This is a genomic window from Bacteroides sp. D20 (assembly GCF_003436255.1).
Taxonomy (GTDB): Bacteria; Bacteroidota; Bacteroidia; order Bacteroidales; family Bacteroidaceae; genus Bacteroides; species Bacteroides uniformis.
The window spans coordinates 99,383-117,663 of record NZ_QSOO01000005.1; the positions used below are offsets into that span (position 1 = coordinate 99,383).

General features: G+C 45.7%; 14 protein-coding genes. 11 read left to right on the forward strand and 3 right to left on the reverse strand.

Annotated elements, in window-relative coordinates; translation table 11 throughout:
* The first annotated feature begins 7 nt into the window (after positions 1-7).
* The 11 genes from DXD78_RS06980 (at position 8) to DXD78_RS21040 (ending at position 10,307) form a co-directional block, all read left to right on the forward strand.
* Positions 8-1,237 (forward strand): glycosyltransferase, encoded by a 1,230-nt coding sequence (locus DXD78_RS06980; RefSeq protein ID WP_035448642.1) that lies wholly within the window; start codon positions 8-10, stop codon positions 1,235-1,237.
* 1 nt (position 1,238) lies between these two features.
* Positions 1,239-2,342, forward strand: coding sequence for an EpsG family protein (locus tag DXD78_RS06985; RefSeq protein WP_035448640.1), 1,104 nt, complete (start codon positions 1,239-1,241; stop codon positions 2,340-2,342).
* Positions 2,343-2,374: 32 nt separating this feature from the next.
* Positions 2,375-3,172 carry a glycosyltransferase family 2 protein gene (locus DXD78_RS06990; RefSeq protein ID WP_035448638.1) on the forward strand — a complete coding sequence of 266 codons (798 nt, stop codon included), beginning with the start codon at positions 2,375-2,377 and terminating at the stop codon, positions 3,170-3,172.
* Between the two features lie 392 nt (positions 3,173-3,564).
* Entirely contained in the window at positions 3,565-4,479 is a 915-nt protein-coding gene (locus tag DXD78_RS06995; protein WP_227212643.1) for a hypothetical protein, read from the forward strand.
* 59 nt (positions 4,480-4,538) lie between these two features.
* On the forward strand, positions 4,539-5,363 hold the full coding sequence (locus tag DXD78_RS07000) for a glycosyltransferase (RefSeq protein ID WP_035448634.1): 825 nt from the start codon (positions 4,539-4,541) through the stop codon (positions 5,361-5,363).
* 458 nt (positions 5,364-5,821) lie between these two features.
* A complete protein-coding gene (locus DXD78_RS21035) occupies positions 5,822-5,995 on the forward strand; it encodes a hypothetical protein (protein WP_155270087.1) in 174 nt (57 codons plus the stop codon).
* Positions 5,973-6,626 carry a sugar transferase gene (locus DXD78_RS07005; protein ID WP_117652664.1) on the forward strand — a complete coding sequence of 218 codons (654 nt, stop codon included), beginning with the start codon at positions 5,973-5,975 and terminating at the stop codon, positions 6,624-6,626. Before DXD78_RS21035 ends, DXD78_RS07005 begins: the two co-directional genes overlap by 23 nt.
* Positions 6,627-6,654: 28 nt before the next feature.
* Complete coding sequence (locus DXD78_RS07010; RefSeq protein WP_117652665.1) at positions 6,655-7,941, forward strand: DegT/DnrJ/EryC1/StrS aminotransferase family protein; 1,287 nt, start codon at positions 6,655-6,657, stop codon at positions 7,939-7,941.
* 259 nt (positions 7,942-8,200) lie between these two features.
* The gene (locus DXD78_RS07015) at positions 8,201-9,505 is read left to right on the forward strand and encodes an FRG domain-containing protein (RefSeq protein ID WP_117652666.1); all 1,305 of its coding nucleotides are present in this window, start codon (positions 8,201-8,203) and stop codon (positions 9,503-9,505) included.
* A 165-nt stretch (positions 9,506-9,670) separates the two neighbouring features.
* Positions 9,671-10,174 (forward strand): HU family DNA-binding protein, encoded by a 504-nt coding sequence (locus DXD78_RS07020; RefSeq protein ID WP_005827604.1) that lies wholly within the window; start codon positions 9,671-9,673, stop codon positions 10,172-10,174.
* A gap of 40 nt (positions 10,175-10,214) precedes the next feature.
* The gene (locus tag DXD78_RS21040) at positions 10,215-10,307 is read left to right on the forward strand and encodes a smalltalk protein (protein ID WP_005837261.1); all 93 of its coding nucleotides are present in this window, start codon (positions 10,215-10,217) and stop codon (positions 10,305-10,307) included.
* A gap of 68 nt (positions 10,308-10,375) precedes the next feature.
* Here DXD78_RS21040 and asnB read toward each other — a convergent pair whose 3' ends face one another.
* The 3 genes from asnB to gltB all read right to left on the reverse strand — a co-directional run bounded on the left by asnB (position 10,376) and on the right by gltB (position 18,141).
* Positions 10,376-12,103, reverse strand: a complete 1,728-nt coding sequence (gene asnB / locus DXD78_RS07025) for an asparagine synthase B (RefSeq protein WP_057256479.1) — start codon at positions 12,101-12,103, stop codon at positions 10,376-10,378.
* A gap of 41 nt (positions 12,104-12,144) precedes the next feature.
* The gene (locus DXD78_RS07030) at positions 12,145-13,503 is read right to left on the reverse strand and encodes a glutamate synthase subunit beta (RefSeq protein ID WP_035449289.1); all 1,359 of its coding nucleotides are present in this window, start codon (positions 13,501-13,503) and stop codon (positions 12,145-12,147) included.
* An 84-nt stretch (positions 13,504-13,587) separates the two neighbouring features.
* Positions 13,588-18,141, reverse strand: coding sequence for a glutamate synthase large subunit (gltB, locus tag DXD78_RS07035; protein ID WP_370448310.1), 4,554 nt, complete (start codon positions 18,139-18,141; stop codon positions 13,588-13,590).
* Between the last annotated feature and the right edge of the window lie 140 nt (positions 18,142-18,281).

Genomic DNA, 18,281 nt, shown 5'->3' on the forward strand with positions numbered 1-18,281 from the left:
TGATAGTATGAAAGTAATACAAGTTAACTGTATGTATAAAAGGGGAAGTACAGGTAAAATTGTATTTGATTTACATAACGAATTGTTATCAAAAGGGTATCACGATTTAGTTTACTATGGTAGAGGAGCATCCTCCCAAAGCGATAATGTAAGAAAATTCTGTTATGAAATAGAAGCTCATATTCATCATTTTTTTGTTAAGTATTGTGGAATATTAAGATATGGAGGTAATTTTATATCAACTTATCGTGTAATAAAAGCGATTGAAGAGCAGAAACCGGATATAGTACATATTCATTGCATTAATTGTTATTGTATAAATATATATAGACTGTTGTATTATCTTGGTTCGAATGGCATCAAAACAGTTATTACGCATCATGCGGAGTTTCTTTATACGGGCAATTGCCCTCATGCATACAACTGTAATAAATGGCAGAAACCTAATGGATGTTTTGATTGTAATAATTTGGAGGAAGCCACAGGTACTAAGATAATAGATAGATCCCATATATCTTGGTTAAAAATGAAGAAAGCATTTGATTCTTTTCAAGAAGACAAATGTATAAATGTTGCAGTATCTCCTTGGGTGAAAAGCAGAATAAAACTATCAATTATTGCAAAAAGACTAAATTGTGTTGTAGTTAATAATGGCGTTGATACAGATATATTCAAATACAGCCCGACAAGAAAATTACATTTTGAAGGTGATTATGATACAACAATCTTGCATGTAACGTCATCATTTTCTCTAGATAGGAAAGATCTTAAGGGAGGGTGGATGATTGTTCAACTAGCAAAAATGATGCCTGACATTCGTTTTGTTGTGGTTTGCTTGAATAATCAAGTAGAAGAAGGCAAATTACCAAATAATATTCATTTATGGGGAGCTGCAAAAAGCCGAGAAGAATTAGCTTCTTTGTACAGTGTTGCTAATGTTACTTTGATGTTGTCAAAAAGAGAAACTTATTCTATGGTAACAGCAGAGTCTCTTTGTTGTGGAACGCCAGTTGTTGGATTTCTGGCAGGAGGGCCAGAGAGTATAGCAATAGAGAAGTTCAGTGCCTTCGTTGAGTATGGTGATTTAAAAGCAATAAAAGCATCAATCTGTAAAATTATTACTGCTAATATACAAAAAACAGATATTGAACATGAAGCAAAAAAGGTATATGCAAATTCTACAATGCTAAGTAACTATTTAAGTATATATAATTCTTTATATAAAACGAATCAGTAATATGAGTTTTGATATATTTTTTTTTCTGTTTCTATATCTTATTTTAGTTGGTTCGTTCGTTAGCAACGAGAAGAAAGTCTCAAAAATTATATTATTATGTCTTGGACCTGTTTTAGTACAGTCCTTAAGATCTCCAACTTGTGGTACAGATGTATGGGGTAATGGTTATGGTTACTATCAGAAATTTACATTAATAAGTGAAATACCATTAAACGCAATATTCACTGAAAAAATAAATAGTTTTGAACAAGGTTATGTTGTTTTTAATAAATTGATATCTTTTATATCTGATAATCCTCAGATATTTTTGGCTGTAACGTCGTTATTTATTTTTTCTTTGATTGGTTATATATATTATCGTTTCTCTGTTAATGTTTATTTGTCAATAATCATTTTCGTGTGTTTTGGCCTTTATGTGTTTAGCTTTACAGGCTTAAGACAAACTATAGCATTTTCAATAACACTATTTTCATTTAAATTTATTGTAGAGAGAAAAATTAAATATTTTTTAGTTAGTGTATTTTTAGCTTTTTCTCTTCATTCTTCAGCTATTATTTACTTTTTTGTGTGGCCTTTATGGAATATAAGGCATACGAATAAACTCACAATTAGTTTATTAGGTATTACGCTTCTTTTGTTACCTTTCTATGGTGCAATATTTTCGTTTATCGTACCATTATTATTTAGAGAAAAATACCTTATGTACATGAATGGAGGAAGCGCTATTAATCTTATAATTTTATATTTATTTATATATCTATTGCCACTATTTATTAAGTCTAACGATTTTTCTGTTAAAAATGAGGTTTACAAAAATAACGTTGAGCTTCAAATAGAAAATTTTATAAGGTGGATGGCATATTGTTCTTTTTTATTTCAGAGTTTAGGTTTGATAGGTGGAGATTCAATAACTCGTATTGCTTTTTATTTTAGCGTTTTCTTACCACTATATATACCGATAATCTTCAAACGTACAAAATTCAAATCACTAATATATCTATGTATAACAATATCGTTTATAGCTTTTTTTTATTATGATACATCTAAGGAATTTTACAATGTTGTTCCGTATATGTTTTTTTGGGAATTAATATACCCCAAATGAATAAAATTTGAATTTCCAATAATTTTTTTTGAATGCTTTTTTCGATAATAACAATTTGCTTTAATAGCGAAAGAACTATTGAACGTACAATAAAGTCGGTATTGGTGCAAACTTTTAAAGACTATGAATATATCATTGTAGATGGAGGATCGAAGGACTTAACTCTTGATATAGTCAAGAAATATGAACCTCTGTTTGAAGGTCGTATGAAATGGAAAAGCGAGCCTGATAGAGGAATATATGATGCCATGAACAAGGGTATCATGCAATCCTCTGGTACAATCATAGGTATTGTGAATAGTGACGACTGGTTAGAACCAGATGCTTTATGTCTTGTGGAGGATTGTTATCGTAATAATGATAGCAAGTACATGTCTATTTGTTGTGGTTGGATGAACTTTTATTATGACAATGGTGCCATTCAGGTTCTTAAAACAGATGAGAAATTGATGAAATCAATGGCGAAAGTATATGAGATGGGTGGTATTAGACATCCTGCAACATTTGTTCCAAAGTCCTTATATGAAAAAATAGGGTTGTTTGACATCTCAATACGAATAATGGCAGACACTGATTTGATCTTAAGGTTTGTAGAGAATGACGTGAATTTTATTTTTCCGAATAGAATTATCACAAATATGAGTGATGGAGGTGCTTCAAATCTTGGATTGATGAAAGCTTGTAGAGATTATTCTATAATTTTAAAAAAACGCAATGTAGTGGGAGGGAAATATCTTTTGCTTTATTACAAATGGTGTACCAAAAGATATATTAAAGGACTTTTACCCATAAGAATTATTGAGATAATCAGAGACATAAAAAAGAGTTAGTTTTCTATATATTATATATTGTTGTAGAAATGGGGATAGAACAGAAAATCAACTATCAGTTGAACAAGTATCCAGCTGTGAAGAAATATATCAAGCGTGTATACCAGTTGGGGTGCTACGCTGTGAGCTCGAAAATTAAGTCGGAGGGAAATATTGTACGTGTATCGCCTAACGACCCTAATCATGAGTATTTCTTTGGTTATTACGATAAGTCGCCTTGGGATGCAAGTATGCGTTATATGATTTGCATGAGGGCTAAAGATACTTGGTCTAATCCTGATCCAATTGGAAAAGCAGATATTTGTTTACTCAACCTGAATTTTGATTCTAACAATGAAAGGTATTGTAAGAGGATTGCGACTACTCACACATGGAATGTTCAGCAAGGTTGTATGGCTCAGTGGTTGGGACCTGATTTCAAAAGTCGCATTCTGTATAATGATATGCGTGATGGTAAGTACTGTTCAGTAATCTTGAACATTGATACCATGGAGGAGCGTGTATTGCCAATGCCTTGCTATACAGTTTCAGTTGATGGTAAGACAGCCTTGAGTTTGGATTTTTCTCGCCTACATTCGCTTCGCTTGGGTTATGGCTATGCAGAACTTCCTGAGGTAACAAAGGGGGTAGCGCTTCCTGATACTATTGCTATATGGAAAATGGATATTGAAACTGGTGAGGTAACAGAATTGTTGAAATATACCGACTTTGCCAACTTCCAACTTCGACCAGAAATGTTGGAGAAAGGAAGCGTACATAAGGTGAACCACCTGATGCTGTCACCTAACGGCAAGCGCTTTATGGTGTTGTACCGTTGGTTCTGCGGTCAGAGAAAGTACACTCGTCTGGTGACCTGCAATGTGGATGGTACGGGTATGTACGTGCTGTCTGACGATGATATGGTGAGTCACTGTTATTGGAAGAATGATGAGGAAATCATCGCCTTCGAACGTAAGAAGGAGTGGGGTCCTGGATATTATCTAATGAAAGACAAGACTCAAGAGTGGCAGCACCTGTGGGGGCAGTTGAGCAACGACGGTCATCCAAGTTACTGTCCTACGGATAGCAGTTTGGTGGTGACGGACTCATATCCTAATCGTGCACGTGTAGCTGATATCAAGTTGCTCAGAGATACCGATTCTGACGCAAAGGATATGAAGGTGATTGCTCGTGTGTTTGCGCCTTTCAAGTATGACAATGATACTCGTTGTGACCTTCATCCACGTTGGCGGCAAGATGGTAAGGCGGTTTGCTTTGATTCAATTTTCGAAGGTCACCGTGGATTATATATCGTGAACTTGGATTAAGGCGAATATATTTCGATTAACTCAGCATAAATGAGTTGAACGAATCAAATACTTCAATAATGGAAAAAATAGCGGTAATATTACCAGTATACAAGAACGATAAAGCGCCTCATGTACGCTTGTCTCTTAATAGTATCTTAAATCAGACTTACAAGGGGGATTTCAAACTTATCATTGGAGTAGATGGGCCTGTGGGAGAAGAACTGGTTTCTTGTTTAAAAGACTATGAAACCAAGGACAATGTATCCGTACAGTGGTTCTCCAAGAACAGAGGCTTGGCTATTGTGCTGAACGACCTACTTGACATCTGCTTCAAGGAAGGCTATAAATATATCGCTCGTATGGATGCGGATGACATTTCAATGCCTGAGCGTTTAAAGAAACAGATGGCATACTTATTGGCTCATCCTGAGATAGATGTAGTGGGAGGGGCTATTGAGGAGATTGACGAGAATAGCGAGAGCCGTGGTAAGATGATTGTCTATCCTGAAGGTTCGAAGGAGTGCTATGAGTTCTTTGCTCGTAGAAATCCTCATGCGCATCCGGCGGTTCTGTTCCGCAAGAGTTTCTTCGATAAGGCTGGATGCAAGTATCGTCCAGAGTATCGCCAAAATCAAGACACGATGCTTTGGGTGGATGGTATGAGCAAGGGAACGAAGCATGCTAACATTCCAGATGTTGTTCTTCGCTTCCGCTTCACCAATGCTCTCTTCAAGAAGAGACGCAATGGTTGGGCTTTTGCCAAGAAGCAACTCAAAGATCGCAAGAAGATCAACAAGACTCTGGGTTATGGCTTTGGAGCAACAGTCTTCGGTTATATGATGTTCATCGTGCTGGTAAGTCCTGCATGGGTGAAAAAGATTGCATATAAAGTGTTCAGATGACAAGTCTTGAAAATTTAGCGAAATAGTATGTAAAAGAATATTGAAATAGCTGATATCATAGGTAGTGCACTCTCTCATGGAAGAACAGATACTTAGTTTACTTTTGAAGAAATTGAAGTGGATTCACAGAAAGACCAGTTTATCAGCATTGGAAGCAAGAACAAGTCATTCAACATATAATGGATATGGTGGAGGTTGATAATGTAATACATTGTTCTCCCAAAAAACAAGGCTATACAAGATTGCTTTGAACGTCAGTTCTATCGTCTTCGAAACACGAGACTCACTTTCTGAAATCGTTAAAAACATCTTTGAATTATGAGAGAAAAGAAATTTTTAGATACAGTACATGGGCATATCTCGGTTCCTGAAACTTATATTAGATGTGTTTCATCTTGGCAGTAAGATTGTAGCCTCTATATTACGTCGTTGAGATATCCGAACCTCTTAAATATGCATTGGAAGAGCTGTTTGGAACACGTAAAAAACTTTTTGATGCGTATAAGCAGGAGATTCATGATAGAAAACTTGATGTAAGAATTGCAGATGTAGATATTACAGATGAGTGCTTACTGGCGAAGTTTCAAAATTTGAATAAATACAAGAAAAATGATACTAAAATGGCTATTTGACCGAATCGTAGCGCTTTGGGGATTACTTTTTTTTTGGCCGGTATTACTTGTAGTGGCAATAATGGTAAAGGTAAAGATGCCAGGAGGATCAGTACTCTTTGTTCAGAAGCGCGTGGGGAAAAATGGTAAGCTGTTCAATTGCCATAAGTTTCGTACGATGACTGTCAAACATAATGGTTCTACTGTTTCTGTGGCAGGCGATAGCCGTATTACTCCCTTTGGCGCAACTCTTCGTCACTATAAGTTGGATGAACTTCCCGGTCTTTGGGATGTACTGATTGGCAATATGTCTTTCGTGGGGCCACGCCCTGATGTGCCTGGGTATGCCGATAAACTGACAGGCAATGATAAGGATGTATTGAAACTTCGCCCAGGTATTACTGGCCCGGCGACGTTGAAGTATCGACTGGAAGACGAAATGATTAGTGAATTTGTAGCGAAACGTCAGGCAGAGGGTGATGTTCGTCCGATGCAAGAAATTGCTACAGAATATAATGATACTGTTATCTATCCAGATAAGGTACGCCTAAACTGCTATTATTATCGTCATTATAGCTTTATCAAGGATATTGAGATAATCTTTGCTACGCTACTTGGATTCAAAGTGAAATTTGCCGGTGAGGAAGTCTAATTGATTGAAAACAACTAATCAAAATATTATGTCTACGGAAGAAAGAAAAACAATATACCTTTGCCTTGCTCGTATGAGTGAGGAAGGCTATGAACAGAAATATGTCAAAGAGGCATTTGACACCAATTGGGTGGTTCCGATGGGGCCAAATGTTAACGCATTTGAACAGAATCTTGCTGATTTTGCAAATGCGAATTCTGATGGCTCAAAGCTTGCCCGAAAGGTGGTGTGCCTCTCTGCCGGTACTGCTGCTGTTCACTTAGCATTGATTGCATGTGGCGTAAAGGCGGGGGATGAGGTGTGCGTGCAGTCGTTCACCTTCTGTGCTTCTTCGCATCCTATTACTTATCTTGGTGCAAAGCCAGTGTTCATCGACTCGGAGCGAGAAACTTGGAATATGGATCCGGAGCTGTTGGAAAAAGCTATCATTGAGCGCAAGGCGGCTATAGGTAAGTATCCGAAGGCAATAATTCCTGTGGCACTCTATGGTATGCCTTACGACTGTGAGCGCATTATGGCGATAGCAGACAAGTATGGTATTCCTGTGATTGAGGATGCCGCCGAAGGGCTGGGTTCTCGCTTCAATGGTCAGGTGCTGGGTACGTTCGGTCGTTTTGGTGTGTTGTCGTTCAACGGCAACAAGATGATTACGACTTCGGGCGGTGGTGCGTTGATTTGCCGTAACGAGGAGGATGCAAACAATATTATGTGGCACGCTACTCAGGCGCGCGATGCGTACTCTTATTATCAGCATACGGAAATCGGTTACAACTACCGTATGAGTAACGTGTGTGCAGGTGTTGGTCGTGGTCAGATGAAGGTGCTCGATAATCATATTGCGCATCACAAGCATGTGCAAAAACTATATAAGGAGCTGCTGAAAGACGTTAAAGGTATACATCTGCATGAACAGCCTGCCGATTCTCGTTACGACTCAAACTTCTGGCTCTGTGCAGCTACTCTTGATGAGGACATTTATATCCAAGGTCAGGAGAAAGCTTACAAGGAAGTCATCAAAACTGCCGTAGGTGGTGCTGCCGGTGTGGTTAAAGAGGTAAATTCGGCTGTTACGGATTGTCAGCCTAACGCCAATGTGGAGGCTCTTCGCATGTTCATGTTCTCGAAGAAGATTGAATGTCGCCCTGTGTGGAAGCCGATGCATAAGCAACCGGTATACGCTGATGCTGTGGCATACGTGAGTGGTGTGTCGGAAGAAATCTTTAAGATTGGTTTCTGTTTGCCAGCTGGTCCGTATGTGACGGATGATGATGTACGTTATATTGTTGATTGCATCAAGGAGGCGATTATCAATTAATATGAAACAGTTTTTTATTGGTGTTTGGCAGTTCATTAGTTATTTGTTCTGGCCTCAGAAGACAGATAAATCAAGGTATGATGCTTAAATAGTTGATTATTATTAGGATATCAAATATCTTTGTCGAAAATTGCAATCAATAAATAAAGTCTGTTACTATAAAAAATATTGAGGATTCGCGACGAACGACAAAAAGTTTTTTGCGAACTACATATCCTAAAAATCATGTAGCTGAGACAGGAATTCTAAGAACAGGATTATGATTTTATCAGAACTAATACAAACTATCCACAACGAGATAGTAAAGCGGGATTTAATGTATGAGCATACACCTGCGAATAAAGCTATTCTCGAGCAGAAGTGCGGTGGAACTTTTGAGGCTGTACTAACAGGGAAAGGGGATACGAAGTGTTTAATTCCTCAAGTAGGAACTTTGCATTTTCTCTTCCGCGGTCAAGGTGAAGAGTATATTCCTTGTTCGCCTTCGCTTTATCGTGGTAATCCGACAGATGTAGAAGTGTTCGTGGAGAGGATGCGCCTTGTGGTGTTCCGACGTTTATTGGCATCCCACCCTGTAGTGGAGCAGTTTTTCCGGAAACATAGATTTCTTGTAGATGAAGAAGGGTTGGCGCAACATTATGGTTTAAAGACCTCGGTTCTGGATTTGACAAGTAGTTTGGAGGTGGCATTGTTCTTTGCAATGTGTCCTTACGACAGCGAACATGACAGGTACTGCTATCATAATGATGGCAAGGAGCATGAGGCTGTTCTATATGTCTTTCTGCCGATATTCGATAATGAACCAATCCCTATGTTGGATGGGAACGGATTCTTAAATGGAAGTATCAAGCCTATTGGTTTGCAGGCATTCAGACGTCCTGGAGCACAGCAAGGGTATGGCTTGCATCTGTCAAAGGAGGAAAGCTTGAAAGCGTATATGTATAGGTTTACGTTCACATGTGAGGAATCGGAAGCTTACTACAGAAAATTTGCTGATGGTGATGGACTTTGGATAAAAGATGAATTAGTGGATAAAGCAAAGTCAATTACTAAGCAGGAAGTCTTTTCATTCGATGTGTTCAACGAAACATTTTGCGACTACAGACCTAAAGGATTTTCTGGCAATAAGTTGAAGAAGTGCTTGCCAAACGGCATCAAGTTAAAAACAAAAGTTGAAGATGTGGTCTTTACCGCAGAGGAACGTACTCAAATAATCGAACGATGGAACAACGATTTAGGTAAATCGATGGCTTCTACCATTTTCCGAAAGCAATGGTTTGAACATGAAGGTGTTGAAGATAGCAACGACGGGCAGCAACGTATTGTAGGCATACATAATGAGCATGCATTCAGATCTTTGAAGCAGTTGGAAACCCAGCAAATGCTTTTGATGATAGCATGTCCTGATGGTCCTAAAGGTGCTGAGTGGAAAAACTACACCAATACTCCATGTACGAGAAAAAAGATGAAAGCCCCCGACAATACCCAATGGACAAAAGTTCCAGCAAGAATGGAGGATATGTTTGGTAATCCGTATCTGACGGAAAAGGATTGGTGGATATGAAGTAAATAGTGACATTCTATCTCAACTATATGCACTTTTCTCAGAAAAACTACTCCCAAGCACCTTTTTTCTTTGGCTACATAGTTTTTAATCCTCACCTTTGCATCGTTGATCAACGAAACGTGTGAATAGGAAAACGAATTTAAATCTCTAAAGAAAAAAAGTATGAGTGTAATTTTTAGGACGGTGGAGAGACCGTCGGACCCCAGGGTTGAAAACTCTCCCAAGAAGTATTATCCGCAGTTGGTAACATTGGGGCAAAGCGTGGATTTGGCGTTTATTGCACAGAAGATGCAGGACCGCTCTTCTCTGTCTATCGGTGACATCAAGAGTACGATGCAGAACTTTGTGGAAAAGCTGAAAGAGCAGTTGCTGGAAGGAAAGACGGTTAATATAGCCGGGCTGGGTGTTTTTATACTGGCAGCCAAATCGAAAGGTGAGGAAAAGGCTGATGACGTGACAGCCAAGAGTGTGGAGAGCGTCCGTATCTGTTTTCAGGCGAATAGGGAACTGAAGATATCGAAGGCTGCTACCCGCGCTGGAGAGAGGCTGGATTTGGTGAGTTTGGATGATTATCTTAAGGGGAAGACTTCTACAGATGGCGGCTCCGGTTCGGAAGGAGGAGGCTCGGATTCGGATGGAGACCAAGGTGAGAATCCACTGGGATAACAGTAGCTATGAATTATTAATCAGATAATGGATAATCTTTATGAAGAAAACGTGGAATGTGATTTTGAAACTTATTATTGCCGTAGCGAGTGCTGTGGCAGGTGTGATTGGTGGACAGACAATGATGTTTTAGTCCGATAGGATTTGATAAATAAAAAATGAGAAGAGCTGCTGGCAGGAAATCTGTCGGCAGCTCTTTTTTTAATCCTTGTATGCTTCTTCGTGTACCCCCGCTACTGCTCGTCCGCTGGGGTCGTTCTTTCCTTGGAAAGAGGCGTCCCATGCCAGCGCTTCGGCGGTGGAGCATGCCACACTGGGCACGCTGGGAACGCTTCGGGCCGCGCTTTCACTGGGGAAATGCTCTTCGAAGATGGTGCGATAGTAATACTCTTCCTTATTTTGCGGGGTATGTATCGGGAAGCGTTCGGCGGCATGTGCCATCTGTTCGTCGCTGACGGCAGCGGCAGTGACGGCTTTCAGCGTATCAATCCAACTGTAGCCCACACCGTCGGAGAACTGTTCTTTCTGCCGCCAGGCAACGCTCTGGGGGAGTATGTCGGCAAAGGCTTCGCGGACTACTTTCTTTTCTATCTCCTTGCCGGGGCACATCTTGACTGCCGGATTGATGCGCATGGCAACATCCAGGAATTCTTTGTCGAGGAAGGGGACACGTCCTTCCACTCCCCAGGCTGCAAGGCTTTTGTTGGCACGGAGGCAGTCGTACAGATGCAGTTTGGAGAGCTTGCGCACGGTTTCTTCGTGAAAGGCTTGCGGTGTGGGCGCCTTGTGGAAGTAAAGGTAACCGCCGAACACCTCGTCTGCACCTTCGCCGCTGAGTACCATCTTGATGCCCATGCTTTTGATGACACGTGCCAGCAGATACATGGGGGTGGAGGCGCGGACAGTGGTTATGTCGTAAGTCTCAATGAAATAGATGACGTCGCGGACAGCATCGAGGCCTTCCTGAACGGTATAGTTTATCTCGTGATGCACGGTACCGATATGACGGGCCACTTCGCGGGCTTTAATCAAGTCGGGAGCACCCTTCAAGCCGACGGCGAAGGAATGGAGCTGCGGCCACCAGGCATCTGCCTTGTTGTCTGTCTCGATGCGTTTGGCGGCATATTTCTTGGCGATGGCAGAGATGACGGAAGAATCGAGTCCGCCACTGAGCAGGACACCGTAGGGGACGTCGGACATCAACTGGCGCTGTACGGCGGCTTCAAGTGCGTCGTGCACAGCCGTGACTTGTGTGCTGTAGGCTGTCCGGCCTATCGAAGCCGGCGCGGCATTACGTTCGGCGGCAGGAGTGTAGTTGTCCTTCACAGCGGCATAGTCCATCCAGTCGCGGGTGTACCAGCGGTGCATCTTGCCCTCGCGCCCACGGTAGTAGTGGCCGGGAAGGAAAGGCTCGTACTCGTCGCAGAAACCCTCAAGGGCTTTCAGCTCACTGCCGAAGTAGATGTGTCCATCCTTGTCGCGTCCTATATAAAGGGGGATTACGCCGATGGGGTCGCGAGCGATGAGGTAATCGTCCGTTTCTTCATCATAGAGGGCGAAGGCGAAGATGCCGTTCAGCTCTTCGAGGAAGCGGATGCCTTTGTCTTTGTAAAGGGCAAGGATGACTTCGCAGTCGGAACCTGTCTGGAAGGCGTATTTTCCGGCATAGCGGGCACGGATGTCGCGATGGTTGTAAATCTCGCCGTTGACGGCAAGCACCTGTTTGCGGTCGGGTGAATACAAGGGTTGTCCACCGGATTCCGGGTCGACAATGGAGAGGCGTTCGTGGGCGAGGATGGCGGAGCCGCCTACGTAGATACCACTCCAGTCCGGTCCGCGATGACGGATTTTCTGCGCCATCCGTAGTGCTTTGTTTCTCAACTCAGGAGTTTGAGACTGTATGTTGAAGATTCCTGCTATTCCACACATGAGAATTAAAAATTAAAGGTTAAAAATTAAAGAAAGGGAAATCATTTCTTGTTTTCTTTTAGAGGTTCGAGGTAACGATCTATTTCTGTTGCCACTCGTCGTCCGTCGGCCAAGGCACGTACTACGAGGCTGGCGCCGTGGGCGGCATCGCCTGCCACGAATACGTTCTCTGCAAACTTCGGTTGCTCGGGCTTGAGGAAACCCATGGCAAGAAGCACCATATCGGCTTCGATGACCTCTTTCTTACCCGTAGATTTCATGGTAGGGCGGTTACCGTCTGTTGCCGGAAGCCACTCCACTTCTTCCACTTCCACACCGCATACCTTGCCATTCTTCCCGATGAACCGGGTAGAGGCGAGGGACCATCGACGGGTACAGCCTTCTTCGTGGCTGCTGGTGGTTTTCAGTACGACGGGCCATTGAGGCCAGGGAGTATCTGGGTTGTGTCCTATGGGCGGTTGGGGCATGATTTCAATCTGGGTTACGCTGACGGCTCCCTGTCGGATGCTGGTGCCTATGCAGTCGGACCCGGTATCGCCGCCGCCGATGACGAGTACCCGTTTGCCGCGGGCGTTGACGAGTTGGTCTTTCGGGAAGGTATCTCCATCCAGAATATGGTTCTGCTGTGCCAGCATGTCGAGGGCAAAGTAGATGCCTTTCAGCTCCCTGCCCGGAATGGAGAGGTCGCGGGCGGTGGGCGTACCGGTACAAATGGCGTAGGCATCGAATCCGGCGGGCAGTTTCTGCACATCGACATGGACTCCCATCTTGAACAAGATACCTTCGGCCTCGAGGATTTTCATGCGGCGGTCGATGACGGCTTTGTCCAGCTTGAAGTTGGGGATACCATAGCGCAGCAGTCCTCCCGGCATCGGTTTGCTGTCGAATAGGGTAACTTCGTAACCTTTGGCGTTCAGCCGTACGGCAACGCTCAATCCGGCAGGGCCGGCGCCGATGACGGCTACTTTCTTTCCGTTGCGTTCGGGCTGGAGGGGGGTGATGTAGCCCTCGCGAAAAGCAGCCTCGGCAATGGCGGCTTCGTTCTCGCGGATAGTGACCGGTTCGTTGCACGAGAGTTTCAGTACGCACGACTTCTCGCAAAGTGCAGGGCAGATGCGTCCCGTAAATTCCGGAAAATCATTCGTACTGTTCAGTATTTGATAGGCTTCGCGCCATTTGCCCCGGTAGAGCGCGTCTTGGAATTCCGGGTCTTTATTGCCCAGCGGACATGCCCAGTGGCAGAAGGGTACGCCGCAGTCCATACAGCGCGAGGCCTGGAGTTTGCGGTCGTGGCTGTTCAGTGTCTGTTCCACTTGGCTGAAGTCTGTGATACGTTCGTGTATCGGACGGTAACCCGCCTCTTGGCGGGGGATATTGAGGAATGCTTTTGGATCTCCCATGATGAACAAATTAAAAAGTTAAAGAATTAAAGAATGAAAGGGGAATTTCCTCAGTCTTTCATTCTTTCATTATTAATTCGCGATTCAATAATCGCGTTGCATTTCTGCAATCTTCTGTTGCAATTTCTGCATCTGCTCCTCTTGCAGCACTTTTTTGTATTCGATAGGGACTACCTGGATGAACTGGTCGGCATAGCGTGGCCAGTCATCGAGCATGGTGCGTGCCAGTTTGGAACCGGTGTACAGGTAGTGCTGGCGGATGAGCTCGTGCAGTTCCTTGCGGTAGGAGGCCTCTTCGATGAGGCTCAGCTCCACCATTTCCATATTGCAGAAATAGTCGAAGTTGCCGTCCCGGTTCCATACGTAGGCCACACCGCCGGACATGCCTGCGGCAAAGTTGCGTCCCGTCTGTCCGAGTACTACCACGCGCCCGCCGGTCATATACTCGCAGCAGTGGTCACCTACACCCTCCACTACGGCTGTGGCACCGGAGTTGCGGACGGCAAAGCGCTCGCCTGCACGGCCGTTGATGTAAACTTCACCGCTTGTGGCGCCATAAAGCAGGGTGTTGCCTGCAATCGTGTTTTTCTCCGCCTCGAAGTTGCTCCGTACCGGGGGCAGGACGGCGATGCGTCCGCCACTCAGACCTTTGCCCAGATAATCGTTGGCCTCGCCTTCCAGCTTGAAGTTGACACCCGGGACAAGGAATGCCCCGAAACTCTGCCCGGCGGAGCCTTTGAACTTCACGTTCAGCGTATGTTCGGGCAGCCCTTTTTCTCCGTATTTTGCGGCAATGACACCAGAGAGCATGGCGCCGCAGGCACGGTCGGTATTGGCGATGGTGTACTCCAGCGAGATTTCCTTCTGGTTTTCTACGGCTTCGGCGGCGGCATGTAGCATCTCTACATCTTTCACATGGTCGATGCCATGCTGTTGGTCGGTGACGTGGCGGATGGCGGCTTCATTGTCTACGCGTGCCAGTAGTTTGTCGAAGCTTATCAACTGATGTTTCCTGATTCCGTCATCCGGCTTGCGGACGATAAGGTCTGTGCGTCCAATGATGTCATCCAGGCGTTCCACACCGATTTCCGCCAGGTATTCGCGTACTTCCTGCGCCAGGAACGTGAAGAAGTTCACCAGATACTCGCTGCGTCCGCGGAAGCGCTTGCGCAGTTCTTCGTTCTGTGTCGCCACCCCTACGGGGCAGGTGTTCTGGTGACATTTGCGCATCATTACGCAACCCAGTACAATCAGGGCACTGGTGGCGAAACCGAATTCCTCGGCTCCGAGCATTGCCATCAGTATGATGTCACGGCCGGTTTTGAGTTGTCCGTCCACTTGCAACATCACTTGCCCGCGCAGGCCGTTCAGCACCAGTGTCTGCTGCGTTTCGCTCAAACCGAGTTCGGGCGAGATGCCGGCATAGCGGATGGATGATGCAGGAGAGGCTCCCGTACCGCCCTCTGCACCCGAGATGACTATCAAATCGGCCTTTGCCTTTGCCACACCGGCGGCAATGGTACCCACACCGCTTTCTGCCACCAGCTTCACGCTGATTTTTGCCCGTGGGTTCACGTTCTTCAGGTCGAAGATGAGCTGTGCCAGGTCTTCGATGGAGTAAATGTCGTGGTGGGGCGGGGGGGAAATCAGCGAGATGCCCGGAATGGAGTGGCGTGTCTTGGCAATCACTTCATCCACTTTGAAGCCCGGCAGCTGCCCACCTTCGCCCGGCTTGGCGCCTTGGGCAATCTTTATCTGTATTTCGTCCGCATTCACCAGATATTCTGCGGTGACACCGAAACGTCCTGAGGCCACCTGCTTGATGGCGCTGCGCAGACTGGTGCCGTCTTCGCGCGGCATGAAGCGTGCCCGGTCTTCGCCTCCTTCGCCCGTATTGCTCCGGCCATGCAGCTTGTTCATGGCAATAGCCATGGCTTCGTGGGCTTCGCGGCTGATGGAGCCGTAGGACATGGCGCCGGTGACAAAGCGCTGTACGATGTTCTCTACCGGTTCCACCCGGTCTATGCTGATAGGAGCGCGGCGGAAGTCGAGGAAATCGCGCAGGAAGATGGGAGATTCCTTGCTGTCTACCATGGCAGTGAACTCCTTGAATTTCTTATAGCTTCCCAGGCGTGTGGCAAGTTGCAGTGTGCTGATGGTTTCCGGGTTCCAGGCGTGCTTCTCACCATCCTTGCGGAAGGCATACAGTCCGCGGTTCGGCAATAGCTCCGCTTCCCCCTTCTTTTTAAGAACCTCCATCCCTTCCTTGTGGAAGGCGATGGCGTCGCGTGCCACTTCATCCAGGCGTATGCCTCCGATGCGTGAACTCAGTCCGCCAAAGTAGGCATTGCTCAACTCCTCGCTCAGTCCTACGGCCTCGAAAATTTTCGCGCCCCGGTAAGAACGGATGGTGCTGATGCCCATCTTGCTCATAATCTTGAACAAGCCTTTGCAGACGGACTTGATATATTTCTTTTCGGCAGTGGCGTAGTCGAGCTGTATTTCCTTTTCGTTCACCAGTTTGTCGATGACGGCAAAAGCCATATACGGATTCAGTGCGCTGGCTCCGAAGCCCAGCAGCAGTGCGGCGTGCATCACTTCGCGGATTTCGCCGCTTTCTACAATCAGTGCCGTCTGCACCCGTTTGCCCACGGAGATAAGATGGTGGTGTACCGCCGACACGGCAAGCAGTGACGGAATGGCGGCATGGGCGGCGTCTACGTCGCGGTCGGAAAGCACGATGTAGTTCACTCCTTCGTTGACGGATTCTTCCGCCTGCTTGCAGAGGGTTGCCAATGCTTCCTGCAATCCCTGGCACCCTTTTGCCACTTCGAAGAGCAGGGGCAGTTTCACGGTCTTGAAGCCTTTGTACCGGATGTTGCAGAGAATATCCAGTTGGGCGTTGTTCAGGATGGGATGGTTCAACCTCACCATCTTGCAATGGTTTTCGCTGGGTGTCAGTATGTTCATGCCTACGGCTCCGATGTATTCGGTCAGCGACATTACCAGTTCTTCGCGTATCGGGTCGATAGGAGGGTTGGTGACTTGGGCAAACTGCTGGCGGAAATAGTTGTACAGTAGTTGCGGCTTGTCCGAGAGTACTGCCAGCGGGGTGTCATTGCCCATGGAGTTGATGGGTTCGGCACCGGTGGTACACATCGGGACAATCAGCCGTTCCACGTCTTCTTTGGAGTAGCCGAAGATGCGCAGCATGCTGTCGTAGTTCTCCACGCTATGGGAGACTTTGCGACCGCTTTTCAGTTCGTCCAGCTCGATGCGGTTGCCGGCCAGCCAAGTGCGGTATGGTTTGGCTTCGGCAAGTTGTTTCTTCAGTTCGCCGTCATAATATATTTCGCCTTTCTCGGTGTCTATAAGCAGTATCTTGCCCGGTTGCAGGCGTCCTTTTTCCTTGATGTCTCCCGGCTCGAAATCCATCACGCCGACTTCGCTGGCCACTACCATCATGCCGCCCTGCGTAATCAGGTAGCGTGCAGGGCGCAGTCCGTTCCTGTCGAGCATGCCGCCTGCATAGCGCCCGTCGCTGAAAAGCAGTGCCGCCGGTCCGTCCCACGGCTCCATCAGGATGGAGTGGTATTCATAGAAAGCTTTCAAATCTTCGCTGATGGGATTCTTTTCGTTGAAGGATTCCGGTACGAGCATGGCCATGGCGTGCGGCAGGCTCAGGCCCGACATGATGAGAAACTCGAGCACATTGTCCAGCGAGGCACTGTCGCTCATGCCCGGTTGCACGATGGGGCGTATCTCCCGGATGTCTCCCAGGGCGGGAGAGGAGAGTACACTCTCACGGGCTTCCATCCAGCCGCGGTTGCCGCGGATGGTATTGATTTCGCCGTTGTGTGCCAGCAGGCGGAAAGGCTGTGCCAGTCCCCAGGTGGGGAAAGTGTTGGTGCTGAAACGGGAGTGCACCAATGCCAGTCCGCTGGTGAAGTAGCTGTTGGTGAGGTCGGGGAAGTAGTTGCGCAACTGCAAGGAAGAGAGCATGCCCTTGTAGACGATGTTCTTCGTAGAGAGCGAGACGATGTAGAAATCCTCGCGGGTGGGGATGTCCGACTTGCGTATTCTGTTCTCTATCCTTTTCCTTATTATATAGAGTTTGCGGTCGGCGGTTTCGCTTTCCGTAAATCCGGTGATGAAAATTTGCTTGATGTCCGGTTCGTTGGCAAGAGCCGCTTCTCCCAATATTTCGGGGCAAGTGGGCACGTTGCGCAGATGCATCAGGGTCAATCCCTCCTTTTCAATCTCTTCGATAATGACGCTCAAGATGACAGCCTGGTCTTTTCCGTCTTTGGGAAGGAAAAGCAGGCCGGTGCCGTATTTTCCTTTCTCGGGAACGGGAATGCCCTGCAACAGAATGAATTCGTGCGGTATCTGCAGCATGATGCCGGCACCGTCTCCGGTTTTGTTGTCCGCCCCTTCCGCTCCACGGTGGCGCATGTTTTCCAGTACCTTCAATGCCGATTCTACCAGTTCATGTGATTTTCCTCCCTGGATATTGACCAGCATGCCTACTCCGCAGGCATCGTGCTCATGGGATGCCTCATACAAGCCCAACTGTTTGGGCTGTCGCTGGTAATCCTCTGCTTTTGTTTTGTTGTTAAAAAGTTCTTGTTTCATGATTATAAGCTTTCTTTATTGCTGTATAATATTGTTTGTGGTTTCAAAATGTTCGGCAAATATATGGTATTAATTGCAAAATGATAATATGTGTTCCTGCCTTCTTTCTTGCAAAATTCCTGCGATAGAAGATGAAGTTATGA

What these genes read in the sequence shown, in the direction of transcription:
- DXD78_RS06980 (WP_035448642.1), top strand. Translation starts at nt 8, where the DNA reads ATGAAAGTAATACAAGTTAACTGTATGTATAAAAGGGGAAGTACAGGT.
- DXD78_RS06985 (WP_035448640.1), top strand. Translation starts at nt 1,239, where the DNA reads ATGAGTTTTGATATATTTTTTTTTCTGTTTCTATATCTTATTTTAGTT.
- DXD78_RS06990 (WP_035448638.1), top strand. Translation starts at nt 2,375, where the DNA reads ATGCTTTTTTCGATAATAACAATTTGCTTTAATAGCGAAAGAACTATT.
- DXD78_RS06995 (WP_227212643.1), top strand. Translation starts at nt 3,565, where the DNA reads ATGGCTCAGTGGTTGGGACCTGATTTCAAAAGTCGCATTCTGTATAAT.
- DXD78_RS07000 (WP_035448634.1), top strand. Translation starts at nt 4,539, where the DNA reads ATGGAAAAAATAGCGGTAATATTACCAGTATACAAGAACGATAAAGCG.
- DXD78_RS07005 (WP_117652664.1), top strand. Translation starts at nt 5,973, where the DNA reads ATGATACTAAAATGGCTATTTGACCGAATCGTAGCGCTTTGGGGATTA.
- DXD78_RS07010 (WP_117652665.1), top strand. Translation starts at nt 6,655, where the DNA reads ATGTCTACGGAAGAAAGAAAAACAATATACCTTTGCCTTGCTCGTATG.
- DXD78_RS07015 (WP_117652666.1), top strand. Translation starts at nt 8,201, where the DNA reads ATGATTTTATCAGAACTAATACAAACTATCCACAACGAGATAGTAAAG.
- DXD78_RS07020 (WP_005827604.1), top strand. Translation starts at nt 9,671, where the DNA reads ATGAGTGTAATTTTTAGGACGGTGGAGAGACCGTCGGACCCCAGGGTT.
- DXD78_RS21040 (WP_005837261.1), top strand. Translation starts at nt 10,215, where the DNA reads ATGAAGAAAACGTGGAATGTGATTTTGAAACTTATTATTGCCGTAGCG.
- asnB (WP_057256479.1), bottom strand. Translation starts at nt 12,103, where the DNA reads ATGTGTGGAATAGCAGGAATCTTCAACATACAGTCTCAAACTCCTGAG.
- DXD78_RS07030 (WP_035449289.1), bottom strand. Translation starts at nt 13,503, where the DNA reads ATGGGAGATCCAAAAGCATTCCTCAATATCCCCCGCCAAGAGGCGGGT.